This window comes from Lysinibacillus sp. FW12 (genome assembly GCF_050817245.1).
Lineage (GTDB): Bacteria > Bacillota > Bacilli > Bacillales_A > Planococcaceae > Lysinibacillus > Lysinibacillus irui.
The window spans coordinates 2,835,433-2,853,332 of sequence record NZ_CP139094.1; the positions used below are offsets into that span (position 1 = coordinate 2,835,433).

The following is a 17,900-nucleotide window of genomic DNA, read 5'->3' on the forward strand; positions in this document are numbered from 1 at the left end:
TTTACTATAATTTTCCTCCAAATAAAAAACAAGCCTCTTTTAAAGAGACTTGTTAAGATTCATCTATACCTAAAAGGACTTTTAACTGCTTTGCTCTATTGGCACTCAGCTGAATTTCTCCGCTCCCTACTTTTTGAATGTAGAGGGACCCACCATAGCCATTCCATATTTCAATCCGTACACCTTCTACTTGAAAAGAATATTCAGGTGGTCTTTTCATCACATCTGCAGGTTGCCACGGGATATCCCGTAAAAACTGAGCGACCTCTTGCTCATTGTCTAGCTCAAGCTTCTTTGTAATGGCTGGTTCTAGTACCTCCAATTTATTTAATAACCCATATTTTCTTACGACTCCGTTTTCCTCAATGCTCCCTGTACCTATTGATGTTAATGTAATATAATCCCCCTGCTTGACAGGAAAATCATCCAACACCGGATACCAATCGGCTTGTTCATATTTTTCAGCAAGCTGTTCCTTCGTCATGTGATTAAGATCATCAGGAATCACCCCTTCTACAAATAAGAAAACATTTGATTCAACTTTTGCAACGGTCCCAACCTTGGAAGAACCATATGAGCTGGAACGAATTTTAATGTTATGCTCCTTTTGAAAGGTTTTTGCTTGCTCAGCAAAATTCGCTTGGAAATACCGTTTGGCGTCAATAGTGGCTACTTCCTGATAGGCATAAAAGGTTGGATATTTTTCCTTATACTTGTCATACAGCTTCGCCCGAACAGTATACATTGGCAGAAGGGGTTCGAGATAAGTTGCAACATACTGTTTAGATGTTAATCCTTGAAAAAAATCTTCATATCCAGGTGATTGATGAAGCATTTCCAATTGGTCCACTTGCTTCTTTCTCTCGACTTCTAGGTCATTCTTTGAATAGTCAATACCTAGAGACTCTGCAAAATAGTAGGAGGCAATAAGTTTCTCATAAGAAAGATAGGCCTCCTCCTTATAAAATTCCCGCTCTTTCCCTGGCCACATATTTTGACTAATACGTTCGAAGTGCTGTAGCTGCCTTTCATGAAATAGTGAGGACGTTTGATTTGTTTCATTCGTAAGAAGCTGCACCATAACAAATCCCGCCACACAAAGTGTCAGTACTACTGTTAACAGGGTGAATCGAAAAGGCTTCCTTCTATTAATATGCGCCTGCTTTAGTACTTGTTTTTTGACTCGCTCTTTGCTCGCTGTCAAATCACCCGCTACTTTGACTAATTCATTGTGTATTTCACTCATGCCTTAACACCTCCCATTCCCCCTGCTTCAGATGGGGCTTTAATGCCTCTCTTGCCCGTTTCAGCCTTGTCTTGACCGTATTTTCTGCCACACCTAGCAGCTGGGCAATATCACGAATCTTCATTTCTTCAAAATAATATAAAATGATGGGCTCTCGATAGGTTAATGATAGTTTTAAGATAGCCGCCCCAATTTGGGATCGTTCTTCTGCTGCCACGAGTTCATCCCGCTGTTTACCGCCCTGCATAGGAAATAATTTTTCTTGTATCAGTATTTTTTTATAATGCCAGCTTTTCAAATAATCCTTGCTTTGATTAATTGTTAACGTGGATAAATACGCACGGAGCTGCCCTCTTTCCTCATAGCCACGCTGTGAAAATTTAATGAAGACCTCTTGCACAATATCCTCTGCTGTTTGCCGGTTTTTGACGTAAAAATAGGCGAGACGTAATAAATGATCTGCATGCTCATCAATTATTTGTTCAAGTATGCCGTCCACCTCCCCTTCTTACACTATAAACGACTGCCACTGGATGACCGTTTCATTTATTTTAATTATTTTCATTAAGAACCTTGACCTTGGAGCATACTCCAATGTTAGGATGATTTTAGGAGGTACTTACATGAAAATAAAACAATTCGCTGAGACATTTCATTTAACAACTGATACAATTCGCTACTACGAAAAAGAGGGATTACTACATCCCCAAAAACAGGAAAATGGCTACCGTATGTATGATGCCTCATGTGAACAGACCATGAAATTTATTATCGTCTTACGCCAGCTAGGCTTTACACTCCAAGAAATTAAGCACTTACTAACATTAGAACAAAAGCCTGTATCACCAACGTGCAATGAAGAAACGGTACAGCTGTTTTCTACAAAAATCACCCGTATTGAACAACAACTTCATTTCTATCAACATGCACTTCAATCCTTACAGTTGACGAAAACATTAATGGCTGATGGACAATATGAAAAAAATCAAGAAAAAATTGCCTCTCTCATAGAGGATATGTATCAAAATTTATTGGAAGGTGATGGATGATGAAATTACGTAAAATTATTTCTTTAGAATATGTTATTGCTTTTATGATCACGGTCTTTTTCTATTGGCACTTAAATTTTTCATGGCTTTATTTTATCGTTTTTTTACTACTGCCTGACATTACAATGATCGGCTATGTCTTGAATACAAAAATAGGTGCTCTCTTTTATAATATTGGGCATAGCTTTGCGTTACCTGCAGTGCTTCTTATTATTGGCTTTATGGTGGCATCCCCATCACTTCTTGCAGCTGCTCTGATATGGCTCTCACATATTTTTTTAGATCGAGCTCTCGGTTATGGGCTCAAATATGAGGAAGCTTTTACGAAAACACATTTACAGCAAATTGCGTAACTAGCAAGGAGTCAAATCAAAAAGGGAGTTTGGGAATCCAAGCTCCTTTTTGAAATTCTAGTGTCCAATATCTAATCGCCATGTACTTGTATGCCCTGCCAGCCACTTACATCGCATTGGCCATACTCATTATCCCCTACTGCAACCACTGTGCCATCTGCTCGAAGTCCAACAGTATGTGCGCAGCCCGCCGCAACTGCCACAATATCATGCCAGTCATTTACATTACATTGACCATGTTTATTCAAACCAACAGCTATTACCGTGCCATCAGCTTGAAGTCCAATGGTATGGTAACTACCAGCTGCTACCGACACCATCCCTTGCCAGCCCATTACATCGCATTGCTTATGTTTATTCGACCCCACGGCTGATACAGTGCCGTCTGAATGAAGACCAATTGTATGAAGATAACCTGCAGCAACCGACACCATATTGCGCCAATCATGGACGTTACCTTGGTGGTAGCGATTATTCCCTGCAGCGGTTACCGAGCCGTCCGATTGAAGACCAATAGTGTGCCAGTCACCTGCAGCGATTGCTACAATGTTACGCCAGTCGTTTACTTGGCACTCTCCTTCATGATTTCGGCCCACTGCGAGCACCATACCATTCGATTGAAGGCCAATGGTATGACACCAGCCGGCTGCAACCGAGACTATATCACACCACTCGTTTACATGACATTGATTATGCTTATTCCAACCAACAGCTTCCACCGTACCGTTTGAGTGAAGACCAATTGTATGCGTATTTCCTGTATTCCTCGCCATATGAACATTACCAGCCGCCACCGCTACTATATCACGCCAACCGCTTACATGACATTGCCCATATTTATTATCTCCTGTAGCCACCACAGTTCCATCAGCTTGAAGCCCAACGGAATGTCGCCGACCCGCTGCTATCGTCTGTCGAGGCCATCTGTTCATCTTTAACATGGCTTGGTTCGGTGTAATATAATTCATGTTTTACCTCCTTGAGTAGCAATAACTTCAACTTAAAAAGCGTTAATCCTTTTTTGATTAACGCTCTCCAACATATAGTTAGCCAATTAAACTAATAATGGTATGTGGTTCATTTTTTATATCGTCATATTTATTGACCATATCTAACACGATATCTCCATCTGAGGTCATGGCATAGATCATGATGGCATTTGGGTTTTGTTCTAGATAATCTTTCACTGTAAATACTTCAGTAATTTTCGTTTGCCGTAGTTGCGCACCTTGTTCAATAAGCGCATTTAATTGATGAATATCGTGCTCTGCATCGACTAATAACTGTCCCCCGTATTTTCGAGAATAATTTTTAGGGTCAGTAGAATGTAGGGCTGTCTGATAAATATTGAGACGCCCGAGCTCTGGCACAAAGTCAGCACAAACAAGAACATTATAGGCATCCTGCTTTGTAGCGACAATTAGCTGATCATAAGGGGTTAGGTCGACATAGAACTCGGTATGCTCGCTTAAAATATCACCCGTTTCCGTCTTCAAGCCATTGTGGCGAGCAGCAGATAAATCTTCCCATGAGCGATCCATCACTAATACATCAATTCCATTACTTTGAAGTGATGTCGCTAATTGAGTTGTGAATGGTGATGCGCCTACAATGACGATACCTTTACCAGTGGAAGCCTGTAAATGAAGCTTTTTGGCAAGCCAGCCAATACTAAAACCATGGGCAACTACTGTCGCAAAAACAAGTGCTAATGTCAGCGCTGTTAATAACTGTGCACTTTGAAACCCTACATCCTGCAGTGCCGTTGTAAAGTAACCCGATACAGTTAACGCAACAATGCCTCGCGGTGCAATCCACCCGATTAATGCCCGTTCTTCCAACGTTAAGCCTGTATTTATCGTCGCAATCCAAATCGATAACGGTCGAACGATAAACATCATTGCCAGCACGAATAATAGCATACGCCAATCAACAATCTGCCATAAAGTTTCAACTGTAAGGGAGGCGGTTAGCATTATAAAAACACTGGAAATTAAAATTACCGAAATATTTTCTTTAAAATGAAGCAGTTCATGATGACTTGTTAAATGCATATTTGCCATGACTAGCCCCATAACCGTCACCGCTAGCAAGCCTGTTTCATGCATAATGGCATCACTTAAGGCAAAAACGAGTAAAATCGTTGCGAGCAGCAAAGGGGATTTTAAAAATTCAGGAATCAATCCTCGCTCCAAGCATTGACCCATTAAATAGCCTACAATTCCTCCTAAAAGGGCAGCTAAAAATGCTGAAATAAAGAAGACAGGAAGAGATGTCCCACCTTCTAACTGATACAAACCTAAAACCACTTGATACGCAAAAAGCGCTAATAAGGCTCCAAAGGGATCGACAACAATTCCTTCCCATTTTAAGATCGCCGCTGGTCGCTCCTTCAATTTTGCCTGTCTTAATAAAGGTAAAATGACGGTTGGGCCTGTTACAATAAACAAGCCACCAATCACAAAGGCGACTGGCCATGATAGACCTGCTACATAATGAGCAGCAGTCGAGCCTGCTAGCCAAGCGATGGCTGCCCCTACGGTGGAAATGCGTAAAATTGATTTACGAAAGCCACGTATTTCTCGAAAATCAAGACTTAAACTTCCTTCAAATAAAATAACGGCAACTGCCAAAGAAATAATTGTATGAAAAATAGGGCCAAATGTCTCTTTTGGAGATACTAGGCCTGTAAAAGGACCAATCATCAGTCCAGCTATACTCATAATTACAATGGCTGGCATGCGAAAACGCCAAGCTAACCATTGCGAAAATAAACCAATAAAAATGATAAAAGGTAACTGGAATAATAATTGATCAAACATATGTATCACCTACGTTTGCTTAGGATAAATGTATATTCCCCATTTTTAGCATGACTAAACCCGTTACCCTTCATTATGTACAAATTGCTTGTAAATTCATTACATTATAAAGAGCTGGGACAACCAAAGCGAGTCCTAAAGACCGGACCGCTGCCCACTTTGTTTTCTTAATCCCCTATCATCATCCATTTTTAAATGATGTAAATAAGTTAATGTAAAGTAAAAGCAAAGGACCAATAACAATGGGGACAAACAATTGTAGGGCGAAGCTATAGAAAAAAGTAGCCGTATTAAAATATCCTTTAAAAATCCTTTTTATAGTAATAGATACCTACCATAAAAAAAGCAGGACCATCCTTAAGTGATCCTGCCTCTAAATTATTTAGATAAATCGTTTTAATAGTGATTCATATAGCCCCACCATTACTAGTCCAATCAAGATTGGAATTAGGGAAGTAAAGCTAAAATAAAAACCGACATCATTATATTGGCCTGTCAAGTGAAATTGGAGCCAAGACACATCATATGTTTCTCCTACCCCATAGAAGAAAATAGTGGTAAATAAAAACAATGCTAGACATTTTAATCCGTGTGCTTTTTTCATAGCATCACCTCACCTCATTGTACAACTATCATTTTTTGTGCATAGCTTACAAGATCCTCAGCCGTTAACTCTGGATTTTGCCCAACAATACTATATTGGTAGCCGTTTTCTTGCCAAGCAATCGAACGGAAATGTTGATCATCCATAACGGTTCCTTTTTGTCCTCGAATATCCATCTCTTTTTCGTTTAGGATGGGACCAATATCTTCCATACTAGCATCAGCTTTAAATACCGTGACAAAAAATGCGAGCTCTCCGTCTAATCCATAATCAAAAGAATATTCTGATCGATCTTCTATCCCTTTAACAACTGAAATTTTATCTAACGTAAGACCATTTCCTTCTGGAACCATTAAAAACGTTTCTAGCTGCTGCTTGGCGTCTTCCAATGAAATGGATTCAGAAGGATCTTCTCCGCTAATTTCTTGAATCGTTACATCCTTTGGTAGATCTAGTGTAAATTGTTGATCTTCGATTTTTTCAGCAAAATTGATCTTTGAATATTCGGTAATCATTTTATTTCCTGCATTATCTGACTTCATTTTTAACGTCAACCAAGTTTTTTTGTCAATCCATGCTTCCATATCCCCAAATAATGATTCCGTTTTCTTCGTTTTCGCTACAATTTTATACGTATCTCTACCAGCAACCTTCTCTTCTCCAGCTATCTTAATATCATGCGTATCTTTAACCATATTAAAAATAAGCTGTACCTGATCTTTCGGTGATTGTAGGCCGTAAAGTTCATCCTGCGAATAAGCCATTGTATAGGCTGTATGTTCAGTAACATCATAGCTAATCACTTTAGCATCCTTTGTGACCGTAATCACATGCTCACCATTGTCACCTGTCATCTCTATCCGTCTATTTCGATCCTTTACCCATTCCTTCACATAAGCTTTGCCACCTAGCTCTCCCATATCTAACGTATATTCGCCATAATACGTAAGTGGCTCCTTCGATTCGTGAAGAGCCTGCTCTATTATTTCCTGTGGTGTATACGATGCTTCCGTATTACAGCCTACTAAACTAAATGTCATTACAGCAATTAAGCCTGCTGCTCGGCATGATTGTTTCCACTTCATCATGTATTTACTCCTTTATAAGGTGGTAGCCAGCAAATAACTGCTGTTCCAACGCTCTCCCTTGAAAGTAGCTCGACAGTTCCACCATGTTTTTCAATAATTTGTTTCGTAATATTTAAGCCAAGCCCTGTTCCTCGTTCTCCAGCCTTTGATCTTGCACGATCAGCTTGATACATGGGCTCAAATAATTTTGCAATGTCCTGTTGTGGTATGCCTAATCCAACATTTTGCACGATGATATACATACCTTCTTGCTCGGTTAAAGCAGACTTCAAGAAATCAAAACCCCATTGCGGATTGTTCCCAGCATTGACTGCTGCTAAGCCGATTGTTGTCCCCTTTTCCCCATAACGCCATGCGTTGCTCAATAAATTATCAATGACACGCTGAAGTTGTTTAGGATGCACAGCATAGAGCCCATCCACAGCACAGAAGACTTCTAATGTAAATCCTTCTTCCACACATAACGGTTCATAATCAGATAAGGCCATGTCAAAAAATTCTTCCCCATCCACAGCTATCAGCTCTAATTCGTAGTCCGTAGATTGAAGTAATGTAAACATCAATAAATCCTCTAGCATATGCTTCATTCGATCTGCCTTCGTGACGATGACCTGCTGATATTCCACCTGTTGCTGTTCTGATAAGCCTTTGTTTTGTAAAGATTCAGCATAGGCTTGAATGGCTGTAAGGGGCGTTTTCAAATCATGGGAAATGCTTGCAATCATCATTTCTTTTTGCTGTTGCTCCACTTTTAACGAAGCCCGAGTTTGTTCTATTTCATCCTGCATTGCCTCAAACGTTTGGGCGAGTGCCCCAATCTCATCTTTTCTGACACCGAGAGTTGATTTACCATGCTGACCTTTCGCAAAATTACGCATTTGCTGCATCAGTTCACGTAATGGCCGATTTAGTTTCCGATGTAGCAACAAGATGACAGTTAAATAAATGATAAGAAACAGCAGAATCGTGCTTGTCATAACAAGCCAAGAACGCTTCTCTACACCCTTTACCCAATCTGTTCGTATTAATTGAATTTCATAGATGCCCAACAAATCACCTTTTTGATAAACAGGCTCCTTATAGGTAAAAGCGTTGTAGGATTGCTGTAAATCATATAAGCCTTTCAACATACGCTCTTTCCCTACATAGCCCGTTAGCAAAGGGTTGGAGGAATATAAAACATAGCCAGATTTTGTATAGAGGGTAATCGCCAGTTGCTCATTGGTAAGATCCTCTACCTCCTCAAAATTGGCATTTTTTCGATAAAGTACTGGATTGTCAACGACATCTTTTACCTGATTCAGCTCAGTCCACTTGTCAAAGAACTCCGCCACATTTTTATCTTGATAATAAGCATTAATCCACACATAAAGGCTATAAGCACCTGCTATGGGTAAGACCATTACAATAAAAAACATGATCAGTAACCACGCTTTTATTTTCATAATGGTTCACCAATAAAGCGGTAGCCCTTCCCCCACACGGTTTGAATGAAATTTGGATTTTTCACTGAATCCTTGAGCTTTTCTCGCAGTGCCTTTATATGTACGGTGACAGTATGAGTGTCCTCTAAAGTCGCTTGCTGCCAAATATGCTGATACAGTTCCTCTTTCGTGAAAGTTTGACTCGGATTTTTTGCTAGCAGCCTGACAAGAGCAAATTCTTTTTGAGTTAACGCAATTTCTTGCTGATTAACCCTGACAATTTCCCGTTGCCAATCTATTGTTAAGCCATTCGCATAGGCAGTTTGCTCCTCTAACGGCTCTTGCTTATGATAGCGTCGCCAGCGCCTAAGATGGGAGGCAACCCGTGCCTTTAACTCCTCTAAACTAAATGGCTTTGCAATATAATCATCTGCCCCCTGCAAGCCCTCCACTTTATCCTCCTCTTCCTTACGCGCACTCATCATAAGGATGGGCACATCACTCTCCCAGCGAATATTTTGACAAACCGTCAGACCATCCATTTCTGGCAACATCCAATCCACCAACACTAAATCAAAAGGTTGCGCTTGAAAATCTGCTAATCCCTCAAGGCCTGTAGTAGCCCATGTCACACAATAGCCCTCCTGCTCCAACGTATCCTTCACAATGTGACCAATAGCTGCATCATCCTCTATCAGTAATAACTTTTCCTTCATCATTCTCCTCCTGCATTAACCTTACTACGGAAAAATCATTTTTCTCCGAACTTTACACTTTCTTTATAATTACCTTAGAGCCTATCCGCACTTTACACAAGGGGGCAGAGACTACCGATTTCGTCGAAGCTGTTTTTCTTTCTGCGCGGGCATTCCGCTAGTTTTGTGGGGCTATCCTTCACTTTTGCCGTTCTATCCGCTACTTGTCCGGCTTTCCTTTATTTTGCCGTTCTATCCGCTACTTTGCCATCGCTATCCTTCACTTTTGCCGTTCTATCCACTACTTTGTCCGGGCTATCCGCCACTTTTGCCGTTCTATCCGCTACTTTGTCCGGGCTATCCTCCATTTTGCCGGTTCTACCCGCTACTTGTCCGGCTTTTCTTCACTTTGCAGGTTTTATCCGCTACTTTTCCCTCGCTATCCTTCACTTTTGCCGGTTCTATCCACTACTTTGTCCGGGCTATCCTCCATTTTGCCGGTTCTATCCGCTACTTGTCCGGCTTTTCTTCACTTTGCTGGTTTTATCCGCTACTTTTCCCTCGCTATCCTTCACTTTTGCCGGTTCTATCCACTACTTTGTCCGGGCTATCCTCCATTTGCCGGGTCTATCCGCTACTTTTACCTCGCTATCCTTCACTTTTGCCGGTTCTATCCACTACTTTGTCCGGGCTATCCTTCACTTTTGGCGTTCTATCCGCTACTTGTCCGGCTTTCCTTCACTTTTGCCGGTTCTATCCGCTACTTGTCCGGCTTTCCTCCACTTTTGCCGTTCTATCCACTACTTCGCCCTCGCTATCCTTCACTTTTGCCGTTCTATCCGCTACTTTGCCCTCGCTATCCGCCACTTTTGCCGTGCTATCCGCTACTTGTCCGACTTTCCTTCATTTTGCCGGTTCTATCCGCTACTTGTCCGGCTTTCCTTTATTTTGCCGGTTCTATCCGCTACTTTGCCCTCGCTATCCTTCACTTTTGCTGTTCTATCCACTACTTTGTCCGGGCTATCCTCCATTTTGCCGGTTCTATCCGCTACTTTGTCCGGGCTATCCTCCACTTTTGCCGTTCTATCCGCTACTTTGCCCTCGTTATCCTCATTTTGACGCTCCTAGCACTAAACAAAAAAGGAATGCACAGTGATTGTGCATTCCTTAGCGAACTAGAAAAATAGACTTAAAATATAGTAAATTAACGCGGCCATGACAGCTGATATTGGCATGGTGATGACCCATGTTGTGACGATTTTACGTGCCATTCCCCATTTAACGCCTTTGACACGGTGTGCGGTACCTACACCCATGATAGAAGAAGAAATAACATGTGTTGTGGAAACTGGTAAGTGAATTAATGTCGCACCGAAGATGATCGAAGCAGAAGCTAAGTCAGCCGCTACCCCATTCACTGGGCGAATTTTCATAATCTTACCTCCAACGGTTTTGATGATTTTATAACCACCTACAGATGTACCAAGACCCATTGCTGTGGCCGCTGCAAAACGTACCCAGAATGGAATATCATCTCCTTGGTGTAGACCACCCGCAATTAAAGCGAGTGTGATAATCCCCATGGCTTTTTGCGCATCGTTTGTTCCGTGTGTGAATGATTGTAAGGCTGCCGTCCCGATTTGCATTGTTCGGAAGCCTTTATTCGTACGGTATAAATTCATATCCTTAAAGATGACCTTCAATATTGTCATCATCAGGAAACCAGCTGCAAAAGCTAGTAGTGGTGAAAAAATTAATGCTTGGATAATTTTAATAAACCCAGCATAGTTCAAAATATCAAATCCGGCTGCCGCAATGGCTGCACCTGCAACAGAACCAATTAACGTATGAGAAGAACTTGATGGAATCCCAAAATACCATGTAAGTAAATTCCATGTTATGGCTGATAATAAGGCCGCTAAAATAACGACCGACCCCGTAATATCGCCATCATAAGCATTTAAGGTAAATGGGTCTACAATATCTTTTGTTAACGCTTTTGCTACCCCAACGAATGTAATCGCTCCGACGAAGTTCATTACCGCAGCCATGTATACGGCTGTACGTGGCTTTAATGCACGTGTTGATACAGAAGTGGCAATGGCATTTGCTGTATCATGGAAGCCGTTAATAAAGTCGAATACAAGCGCGAATATAACGACTAGTATGGTGATTAATAAGATCGTATCCATTTCGTACACTCCATCTTACGCATTACGCATAATTATTGTTTCAATTGTGTTTGCTACTGTTTGGCAGCTATCCGCAATATCCTCAAATTGCTCGTAAATATCTTTGAAGACAATTAAGCGCATTGGATCTTTTTCCTGGATAAATAACTGCTTCATCGAAGAACGGAAAATTTCATCACATTCACGCTCATTATCCTTAATTTGAATAGCATGTTTACGCATTTCTACAAGCTTTTTACTATTTAAAAGTTCCATGGCTTGTACCATTTCATCTGTACTCTTGGCAATATATGAAAGGAATTGGCGCATAGGCTCTGTTACTTCTGTTAAGTTATACATATTGAAATGAGCAATACAGCCTTCCATTCCATCAATGACATCATCAAGTTTATTCGCTAATGCTAAAATATCCTCACGCTCGATTGGCGTCATAAAAGATTTATTTAGCATCACAATGAGTTCATGAATTAATTTATCTCCACTTGTTTCATACTGCTTCATTGTATCTGCAATTTCTTTTAAAGAATCTATATCATCTTGAATGCGGGCATTGTGTGCATAATAAATACCTTCATTCACATTTTTTGCGATTTTTAATAAAGACTGAAAAAATGGATCTTGCTTATTTGAGTTGAACATCCTGTTCCTCCTGTTAAGTAAAAATTAATTTGTGGATTTCTGAATCATCATAACAAAACATTTACACAATTCTACAAAATTTTAAACACAAAGATATTGATTTTACAAAAATGTAATATAAAATTTGCCACATTTATTTTTAAGCTGTTTTTCAAGTTGAAAACGCTGGAAATCTGTTAATAAAAATCAGTGTTTTTTCTTTAAATATGACCATTTTTTCTTTTGTTTTTACAAAAACACTTGAAATGAACTTTTTTCTGCTTTTTTGTTTATGATGTGAAATGTTAAGGAATTGTAAACGAAATTTACATGAAAATGATGGAATTTCATTGTTATTTTTTGTCTTTTATCGAGAGTATTATTCGCTCTTATGCTTGTTATGCTCGACGTTCTAACTGCTTATACACAATCGCTGCAAATATCGAGATGATAAGACCTCCAAATTTCTGTCAATTGACAAAAATTATTAGCGTGCTATAATACTTTTGGGCTTCACCGCATTGAAGCGTAAAAGTTTATTAGGAGGATTCACATGTTTCGAATAGAAGCTAAGAGTAACCCTCGATTTATTGAGGCAGGCTTTATTATACTTATCATTATAGCCACAATGGCTTTTAGTATCGGCTATTTAAAAGCAACACCCCACATTCCCATTTTTCTAGTCATTTCACTTTTACTAGCCTATGGACTACTGAAAAAAGTACCCTTTCGTGATCTTGAAGGCGGTATGATTGCAGGTGCTAGTGCTGGACTTGGCGCTGTATTTATTTTTTTCTTTATTGGCATCTTGATTTCGAGCTGGATTATGGGAGGAACGATTCCTACCCTTATCTATTATGGTTTTTTAACCGTTTCACCTAACTTTTTCTTTGCTATTGTCTTTTTAATTTGTAGCATTGTCGGTGTGTCTGTCGGTAGCTCCTTAACAACAGTAGCCACTGTCGGTGTAGCCTTTATGGGCATTGCAGGTGCTATGGACATCTCGTTAACTATCACAGCTGGAGCAATTGTTTCTGGTGCCTTCTTTGGTGATAAAATGTCACCTTTATCAGATACAACTAATCTTGCCTCTGGTACGGTTGGAGTAGATTTATTTGAGCATATTAAAAATATGGGTTGGACTACGATTCCTGCTTTCCTGATTTCCTTTGTGCTGTACGCTATTTTATCACCAACAGGAGCAGCTACTTCGTTTGATACAGTGGAGCAATTTAAAGAAGGATTACTCTCTACAGGACTTATTCATTGGTATACATTATTACCTATTGCCGTACTCGTTATTATGACTTTTTATAAAGCACCAGCTATCATTACACTGGCAGTCGTGTCTATTCTGGGAGTAGGACTTGCCTATATTCATGACCCATTGCCAGCTGCAGATGTCTTCAAGATGCTTTTTGATGGCTATGTCTCTCAAACTGGTAATAAAGAAATAGATGCTCTGCTAACTCGTGGTGGAATGAATAGTATGCTATTTACCATTGCTCTTGTTTTACTTGCCTTAACAATGGGTGGCTTACTATTTACACTAGGCATTATTCAAAGCATCTTAACGAAAGTTGAAAGCTTGTTTAAAAGTGCTGGCTCTGTTATTACAGGTGCAGCGATTACGGGCATCGGTGTCAATACATTGATCGGTGAGCAGTACCTATCCATTTTATTAACGGGTGAGGCATTTAAAGCACAATTTGCGAAGGTCGGCTTGGCCCCAAAAAATCTTTCTCGCGTGATGGAGGATGCAGGTACGGTAGTCAATCCTCTTGTCCCTTGGAGTGTTTGTGGTATTTTCATAGCAAGTGTTCTTGATATATCTACGTTAGCTTATCTTCCCTTTACCTTCTTCTGTCTACTAGGGCCTATTCTAACCGTCATTTTTGGTTGGAGTGGCAAAACGTTAACAAGGCTTGATTAATAACAAAAGGTAGCTGATTCAAACATCAGCTACCTTTTTTCCTCATTATTGCATCGCTTATTGAAACACTTACAGTACGATCACATTACATATTGTTAGCAGCTCTACTATCGATACATCTCCTCGGTAAAACTAAAATGTGGATAATTATAACTTACTTTTAATAAAAGCAAACATCATCTACCTTTTTGTTATTAGATAATTCATAATATTGGAATTTATGTTATTATATATATAACCACTCTCAGGAACGGAATCTTTTATTAGAACCATAAAATAATGACAATTCTACGGGAGGTATTTTCATGCCAGCTACAGATACATTACTCAAAGAGTTTGAACACTTTTTCCAACACTATCAAGATGTTTGGAATGGCTGTAATGCCGAAGAAATGAATGCCTTTTTGTCAAAGGAAATCGCCATACGCTGGGCGGGACCAGAAGCCAATATTTCGGATTGGGGCTACGAGGAGGCAAAAATGGGCTGGGAACAAGCGTATCAACAATATGAAGGTCGTCAACCAAAATGGCATTTTAAAGTACTGCATATCACCCCTGCAACTGAAAATGAAGTGATTGCAACGTTTTGGGTCACGTTTGAAATCGAAGGAAAACTACTTGATGTTGTCAAATTATTTATTCAACGATTCCGCAAAGAGCAAAATGACTGGACTTTAATCAGAGAGTATTGTGAGCATCTCCATGCTGACAGCTTTATCTCAAACTAAACAATATTTTACTTAAATAGAAAAAGGGGATTATATGAATATTATACTAGAAAAATTAGAACACGTTGATCTTGAGCGTTTATATGAATTTGAGCTTAAAAATAGGACATATTTCGAAAAAATGGTACCTAGTCGTGGACATGATTATTATGAGTATAAAATTTTTAAAGAGAAAAATGAACTATTAATAGAAGAACAAGCCCAAGACATATCTTATTTTTATTTAATAAAAAATGACAATGGACAAATTGTTGGAAGAATAAATTTAGTTGATATTGATAAAAGTCAACAGCTTGGCCATGTTGGTTATAGAGTTGGCGAAGAGCATATAGGTAAAGGATTGGCGAATAAGGCGTTAAAGTTATTATTGGCAACGGTAAGCAATCTAGGAATCAAACATATTGCAGCGAAAACAACGACGAATAATATTGCCTCTCAAAAAATATTAGAGAAAAATGGATTTAAATACATTGGCACGAGTGATGATGAATTTGACATGAATGGACAAAGCCAAAAATTTGTTTACTATAAATGGAGCGATTCAGAGGCAAATGTTGAATGATTAGCTATTCTTTTTCTATTTATTTTGATAAAAACCACTTATCAATCTGCTTGGTAAGTGGTTTTGGATTTTACATCCCCCAATAGGTGATCGTATCTGTCATACCAATGAATACTAACAATATTCCTGCCACTATTTGTATTCCCCTCCCTAGCTTTATACTTGTCCGCATTATAAGACGCTTTGCATCAAATAGATAAATAAAGAAGAGTAGCAAAATGAGTGGTATAGAAGTTGCCACCCCAAATACACTGGGCAAAATTAAGCCATAGGGGGTGCTTGCAACAATTGGCATTAACCACCCAAAAAATAGCACAAACATGGTTGGACAAAAGGCAATGGCAAAACTAGCGCCCATGAGGAAGGAGCCCAATTTCCCTGCTTTTACAACTGGCGGTAATAGAGAGGATAGGCGATATAAAAACTTTAATTTGAATAGACCTATTAGCACGAGGCCTGTTATCAGCATGATTGGTCCAATAGCTTGACGAAAGATGGGAAAGTATTGAGTCATCTTTGTTTCAAAGGATTGACCAAAAAGCCAAGCGAAGAGTCCAAGACCGCTAAATACAAGCACTTTCCCAAGCATAAAGAGCACAATCTCCTGCCAGTTACTTTTCAGTTGCAATGTTCGATTGCCATAATACGTTATTGCACTCATATTACCCGTTAACTGACACGGAGCAAGTGCACCAAGAAGGCCCAGAAGAACGGTCATAGCAAATGCAGAATGCTCATAGCCATTTAAAAATTGTGAAATAGGGTCGCTTATAAACTGACTGACAGCTGACATCATACGATACATACAAACACACCTTCTATCTAGTACTACTTTTACCATTATAAAATGAAAATGTGAATAAATGGTGCAGCCATGAACAAAAAAACCTAAAGTTCTCCGTCTTTGACTGCTACTTTCCATTCCTTTCCCTCTTTCGCTTTTCAAATAGTATAGCGAAAAATTGGCTAGCCTTGAAACCTTTTTTCCATCTGTGCGTATGTATAGCTAAACATGTCAGTAGGAGGAATGAAAGATGTCTTTTTTTCATAAAGCATTAGCAAGTATTGGAATCGGTTCAGCAACAGTGGATACTCGATTAGAAAAGGATACTTATCGCGCTGGTGAGGTCATGCAAGGCGAAATTATCGTGCGTGGTGGTCAAGTTGAGCAGCAAGTCGATACGATCTATCTATCAGTTAATACAACTTATATTCGAGAGTCGAATGACCATAAACATACAGAGGTTGCCACACTGCAAAAATTGAAAGTGTCAGAGCCGTTCTTACTAGGTGCTGGTGAGGAAAAGATCTTTCCAATTTCGCTCACACTGCCATTTGAAACACCCATTACTGCAGGTAAAACACAGGTCTGGATTCAAACAGGTCTTGATATAAAGAACGCTGTCGATCCAAGTGATAAGGATTATATTCGAGTGGAGCCAACAATGCTGGCAGACCACATCCTAGATGCTATTCGTGGGTTAGGTTTTCGTTTACGTGAAGCGGAATGCCAACAAGCCCCTACCCGCTTCCGAGGCTATTACCCATTTGTTCAGGAGTTTGAATTTGTGCCAACAGGTCCATTTAGAGGACATTTAGATGAGCTTGAAATCGTCTTCCTTTCGCAATCCAACCACTCAGCAGAAATTTACATGCAAATTGATCGTAAAGTAAGAGGCATTGGTAGCTTCTTTGCGGAGGCATTAGATATGGATGAAAGCTATGTTCGAACAACCATTACTATGCATGACGTACCTGCACTCCAGGCGAAGCTTCAGCAAATCATCTCCAAATATATCTAGATCCTAGAAAAAATAGTTGAGGAAATCTTCAACTATTTTTTTATATAAAAAGGAGTGTATTTATGGGAATAAAAGCAGCATTATTTGATTTAGATGGAACGTTATTAAATAGAGATGCCTCCGTAAAAAAATTCATAGCGAAGCAATATGACCGCCTAGGCGAATTAGTAAAACATATTCCAAAAGAGCGCTATATGTCTCGTTTTATCCAATTAGATCAGCGGGGATATGTATGGAAGGATACAGTCTATCAGCAACTTGTTGCTGAATTTAATCTAGACACACTATCATGGGAAGAACTTCTTCAAGATTACATTAATAATTTCAACAATCACTGTGTTCCTTTTCCTCATCTTCTTCATATGTTAGAAAAATTGAAAAGCGACCATATCGCCTTGGGCATCATTACCAATGGCTATGGGCAATTCCAAATGGATAATATGAAAGCGTTAGGAATAGACAAGTATGTTGATGTCATATTAGTATCCGAGTGGGAAGGGATTAAAAAACCAAACCCCGAGATATTTAATAGAGCATTAGAAAAGCTACATGTGCTCCCAAATGAATGTATTTTTATTGGAGATCATCCTGAAAATGATGTGAAAGGTGCACAGCGTGTTGGAATGAAAGGCATTTGGAAAAGGGATTCTCAATGGGATCATGTAAAAGCCGATGCCATCATCGATGACTTGTTAGAGGTACCTTTAATCATCAACAGTTTAAATAAATCGTTGAAGTAAAGCCAAAAACCATCTACCACAATTCATTTCGGTAGATGGTTTTT

The 17,900-nt window shown here is 39.5% G+C and carries 19 protein-coding genes; 7 read left to right on the forward strand and 12 right to left on the reverse strand.

The features are described from left to right. Positions 1 to 52: 52 nt before the first annotated feature. Together SJW71_RS14840 and SJW71_RS14845 are read right to left on the reverse strand one after the other, a co-directional pair. Positions 53 to 1,246 (reverse strand): hypothetical protein, encoded by a 1,194-nt coding sequence (locus tag SJW71_RS14840; RefSeq protein WP_431811116.1) that lies wholly within the window; start codon positions 1,244 to 1,246, stop codon positions 53 to 55. After that, the gene (locus tag SJW71_RS14845) at positions 1,239 to 1,745 is read right to left on the reverse strand and encodes a sigma-70 family RNA polymerase sigma factor (RefSeq protein WP_431811117.1); all 507 of its coding nucleotides are present in this window, start codon (positions 1,743 to 1,745) and stop codon (positions 1,239 to 1,241) included. The genes SJW71_RS14840 and SJW71_RS14845 overlap by 8 nt, the downstream gene beginning before the upstream one ends. 124 nt (positions 1,746 to 1,869) lie before the next feature. Here SJW71_RS14845 and SJW71_RS14850 point away from each other — a divergent pair, with 124 nt between their 5' ends. Then, positions 1,870 to 2,295: a MerR family transcriptional regulator gene (locus SJW71_RS14850; protein WP_431811118.1), complete on the forward strand. Its 426-nt coding sequence runs from the start codon at positions 1,870 to 1,872 to the stop codon at positions 2,293 to 2,295. Next, positions 2,292 to 2,648: a DUF4260 domain-containing protein gene (locus SJW71_RS14855; protein WP_431811119.1), complete on the forward strand. Its 357-nt coding sequence runs from the start codon at positions 2,292 to 2,294 to the stop codon at positions 2,646 to 2,648. Before SJW71_RS14850 ends, SJW71_RS14855 begins: the two co-directional genes overlap by 4 nt. 71 nt (positions 2,649 to 2,719) lie before the next feature. Here the strand turns inward: SJW71_RS14855 and SJW71_RS14860 are convergent, their stop codons facing one another. From SJW71_RS14860 to SJW71_RS14900, 9 genes are all read right to left on the reverse strand, one after another. After that, entirely contained in the window at positions 2,720 to 3,616 is an 897-nt protein-coding gene (locus SJW71_RS14860) for an RCC1 domain-containing protein (RefSeq protein ID WP_431811120.1), read from the reverse strand. A gap of 78 nt (positions 3,617 to 3,694) precedes the next feature. Next, positions 3,695 to 5,470 (reverse strand): cation:proton antiporter, encoded by a 1,776-nt coding sequence (locus SJW71_RS14865; RefSeq protein WP_341385981.1) that lies wholly within the window; start codon positions 5,468 to 5,470, stop codon positions 3,695 to 3,697. Positions 5,471 to 5,852: 382 nt separating this feature from the next. Further along, the gene (locus SJW71_RS14870) at positions 5,853 to 6,074 is read right to left on the reverse strand and encodes a hypothetical protein (protein WP_274796738.1); all 222 of its coding nucleotides are present in this window, start codon (positions 6,072 to 6,074) and stop codon (positions 5,853 to 5,855) included. 14 nt (positions 6,075 to 6,088) lie between these two features. Next, on the reverse strand, positions 6,089 to 7,162 hold the full coding sequence (locus SJW71_RS14875) for a LolA family protein (protein ID WP_431811121.1): 1,074 nt from the start codon (positions 7,160 to 7,162) through the stop codon (positions 6,089 to 6,091). Further along, positions 7,159 to 8,607 carry a HAMP domain-containing sensor histidine kinase gene (locus SJW71_RS14880; RefSeq protein ID WP_274796736.1) on the reverse strand — a complete coding sequence of 483 codons (1,449 nt, stop codon included), beginning with the start codon at positions 8,605 to 8,607 and terminating at the stop codon, positions 7,159 to 7,161. Before SJW71_RS14880 ends, SJW71_RS14875 begins: the two co-directional genes overlap by 4 nt. Next, positions 8,604 to 9,302: a response regulator transcription factor gene (locus tag SJW71_RS14885; protein ID WP_431812215.1), complete on the reverse strand. Its 699-nt coding sequence runs from the start codon at positions 9,300 to 9,302 to the stop codon at positions 8,604 to 8,606. Before SJW71_RS14885 ends, SJW71_RS14880 begins: the two co-directional genes overlap by 4 nt. A gap of 218 nt (positions 9,303 to 9,520) precedes the next feature. Then, positions 9,521 to 9,649, reverse strand: a complete 129-nt coding sequence (locus tag SJW71_RS14890) for a hypothetical protein (protein WP_431811122.1) — start codon at positions 9,647 to 9,649, stop codon at positions 9,521 to 9,523. An 807-nt stretch (positions 9,650 to 10,456) separates the two neighbouring features. Further along, entirely contained in the window at positions 10,457 to 11,473 is a 1,017-nt protein-coding gene (locus tag SJW71_RS14895; protein WP_274796734.1) for an inorganic phosphate transporter, read from the reverse strand. A 15-nt stretch (positions 11,474 to 11,488) separates the two neighbouring features. After that, positions 11,489 to 12,112, reverse strand: coding sequence for a DUF47 domain-containing protein (locus tag SJW71_RS14900; RefSeq protein ID WP_274796733.1), 624 nt, complete (start codon positions 12,110 to 12,112; stop codon positions 11,489 to 11,491). Positions 12,113 to 12,644: 532 nt separating this feature from the next. Here SJW71_RS14900 and nhaC point away from each other — a divergent pair. From nhaC to SJW71_RS14915, 3 genes are all read left to right on the forward strand, one after another. Continuing rightward, the gene (gene nhaC / locus SJW71_RS14905) at positions 12,645 to 14,024 is read left to right on the forward strand and encodes a Na+/H+ antiporter NhaC (protein ID WP_312507052.1); all 1,380 of its coding nucleotides are present in this window, start codon (positions 12,645 to 12,647) and stop codon (positions 14,022 to 14,024) included. Positions 14,025 to 14,329: 305 nt separating this feature from the next. Beyond that, on the forward strand, positions 14,330 to 14,752 hold the full coding sequence (locus tag SJW71_RS14910; protein ID WP_274796730.1) for a hypothetical protein: 423 nt from the start codon (positions 14,330 to 14,332) through the stop codon (positions 14,750 to 14,752). A gap of 34 nt (positions 14,753 to 14,786) precedes the next feature. Beyond that, entirely contained in the window at positions 14,787 to 15,314 is a 528-nt protein-coding gene (locus SJW71_RS14915) for a GNAT family N-acetyltransferase (protein WP_431811123.1), read from the forward strand. A 70-nt stretch (positions 15,315 to 15,384) separates the two neighbouring features. Here the strand turns inward: SJW71_RS14915 and SJW71_RS14920 are convergent, their stop codons facing one another. After that, positions 15,385 to 16,119: a sulfite exporter TauE/SafE family protein gene (locus tag SJW71_RS14920; RefSeq protein WP_431811124.1), complete on the reverse strand. Its 735-nt coding sequence runs from the start codon at positions 16,117 to 16,119 to the stop codon at positions 15,385 to 15,387. A 229-nt stretch (positions 16,120 to 16,348) separates the two neighbouring features. Here SJW71_RS14920 and SJW71_RS14925 point away from each other — a divergent pair, with 229 nt between their 5' ends. Further along, positions 16,349 to 17,116 (forward strand): sporulation protein, encoded by a 768-nt coding sequence (locus tag SJW71_RS14925; protein WP_431811125.1) that lies wholly within the window; start codon positions 16,349 to 16,351, stop codon positions 17,114 to 17,116. 62 nt (positions 17,117 to 17,178) lie between these two features. Then, positions 17,179 to 17,856, forward strand: coding sequence for an HAD family hydrolase (locus SJW71_RS14930; protein WP_322606208.1), 678 nt, complete (start codon positions 17,179 to 17,181; stop codon positions 17,854 to 17,856). The last annotated feature ends 44 nt before the right edge of the window (positions 17,857 to 17,900 follow it).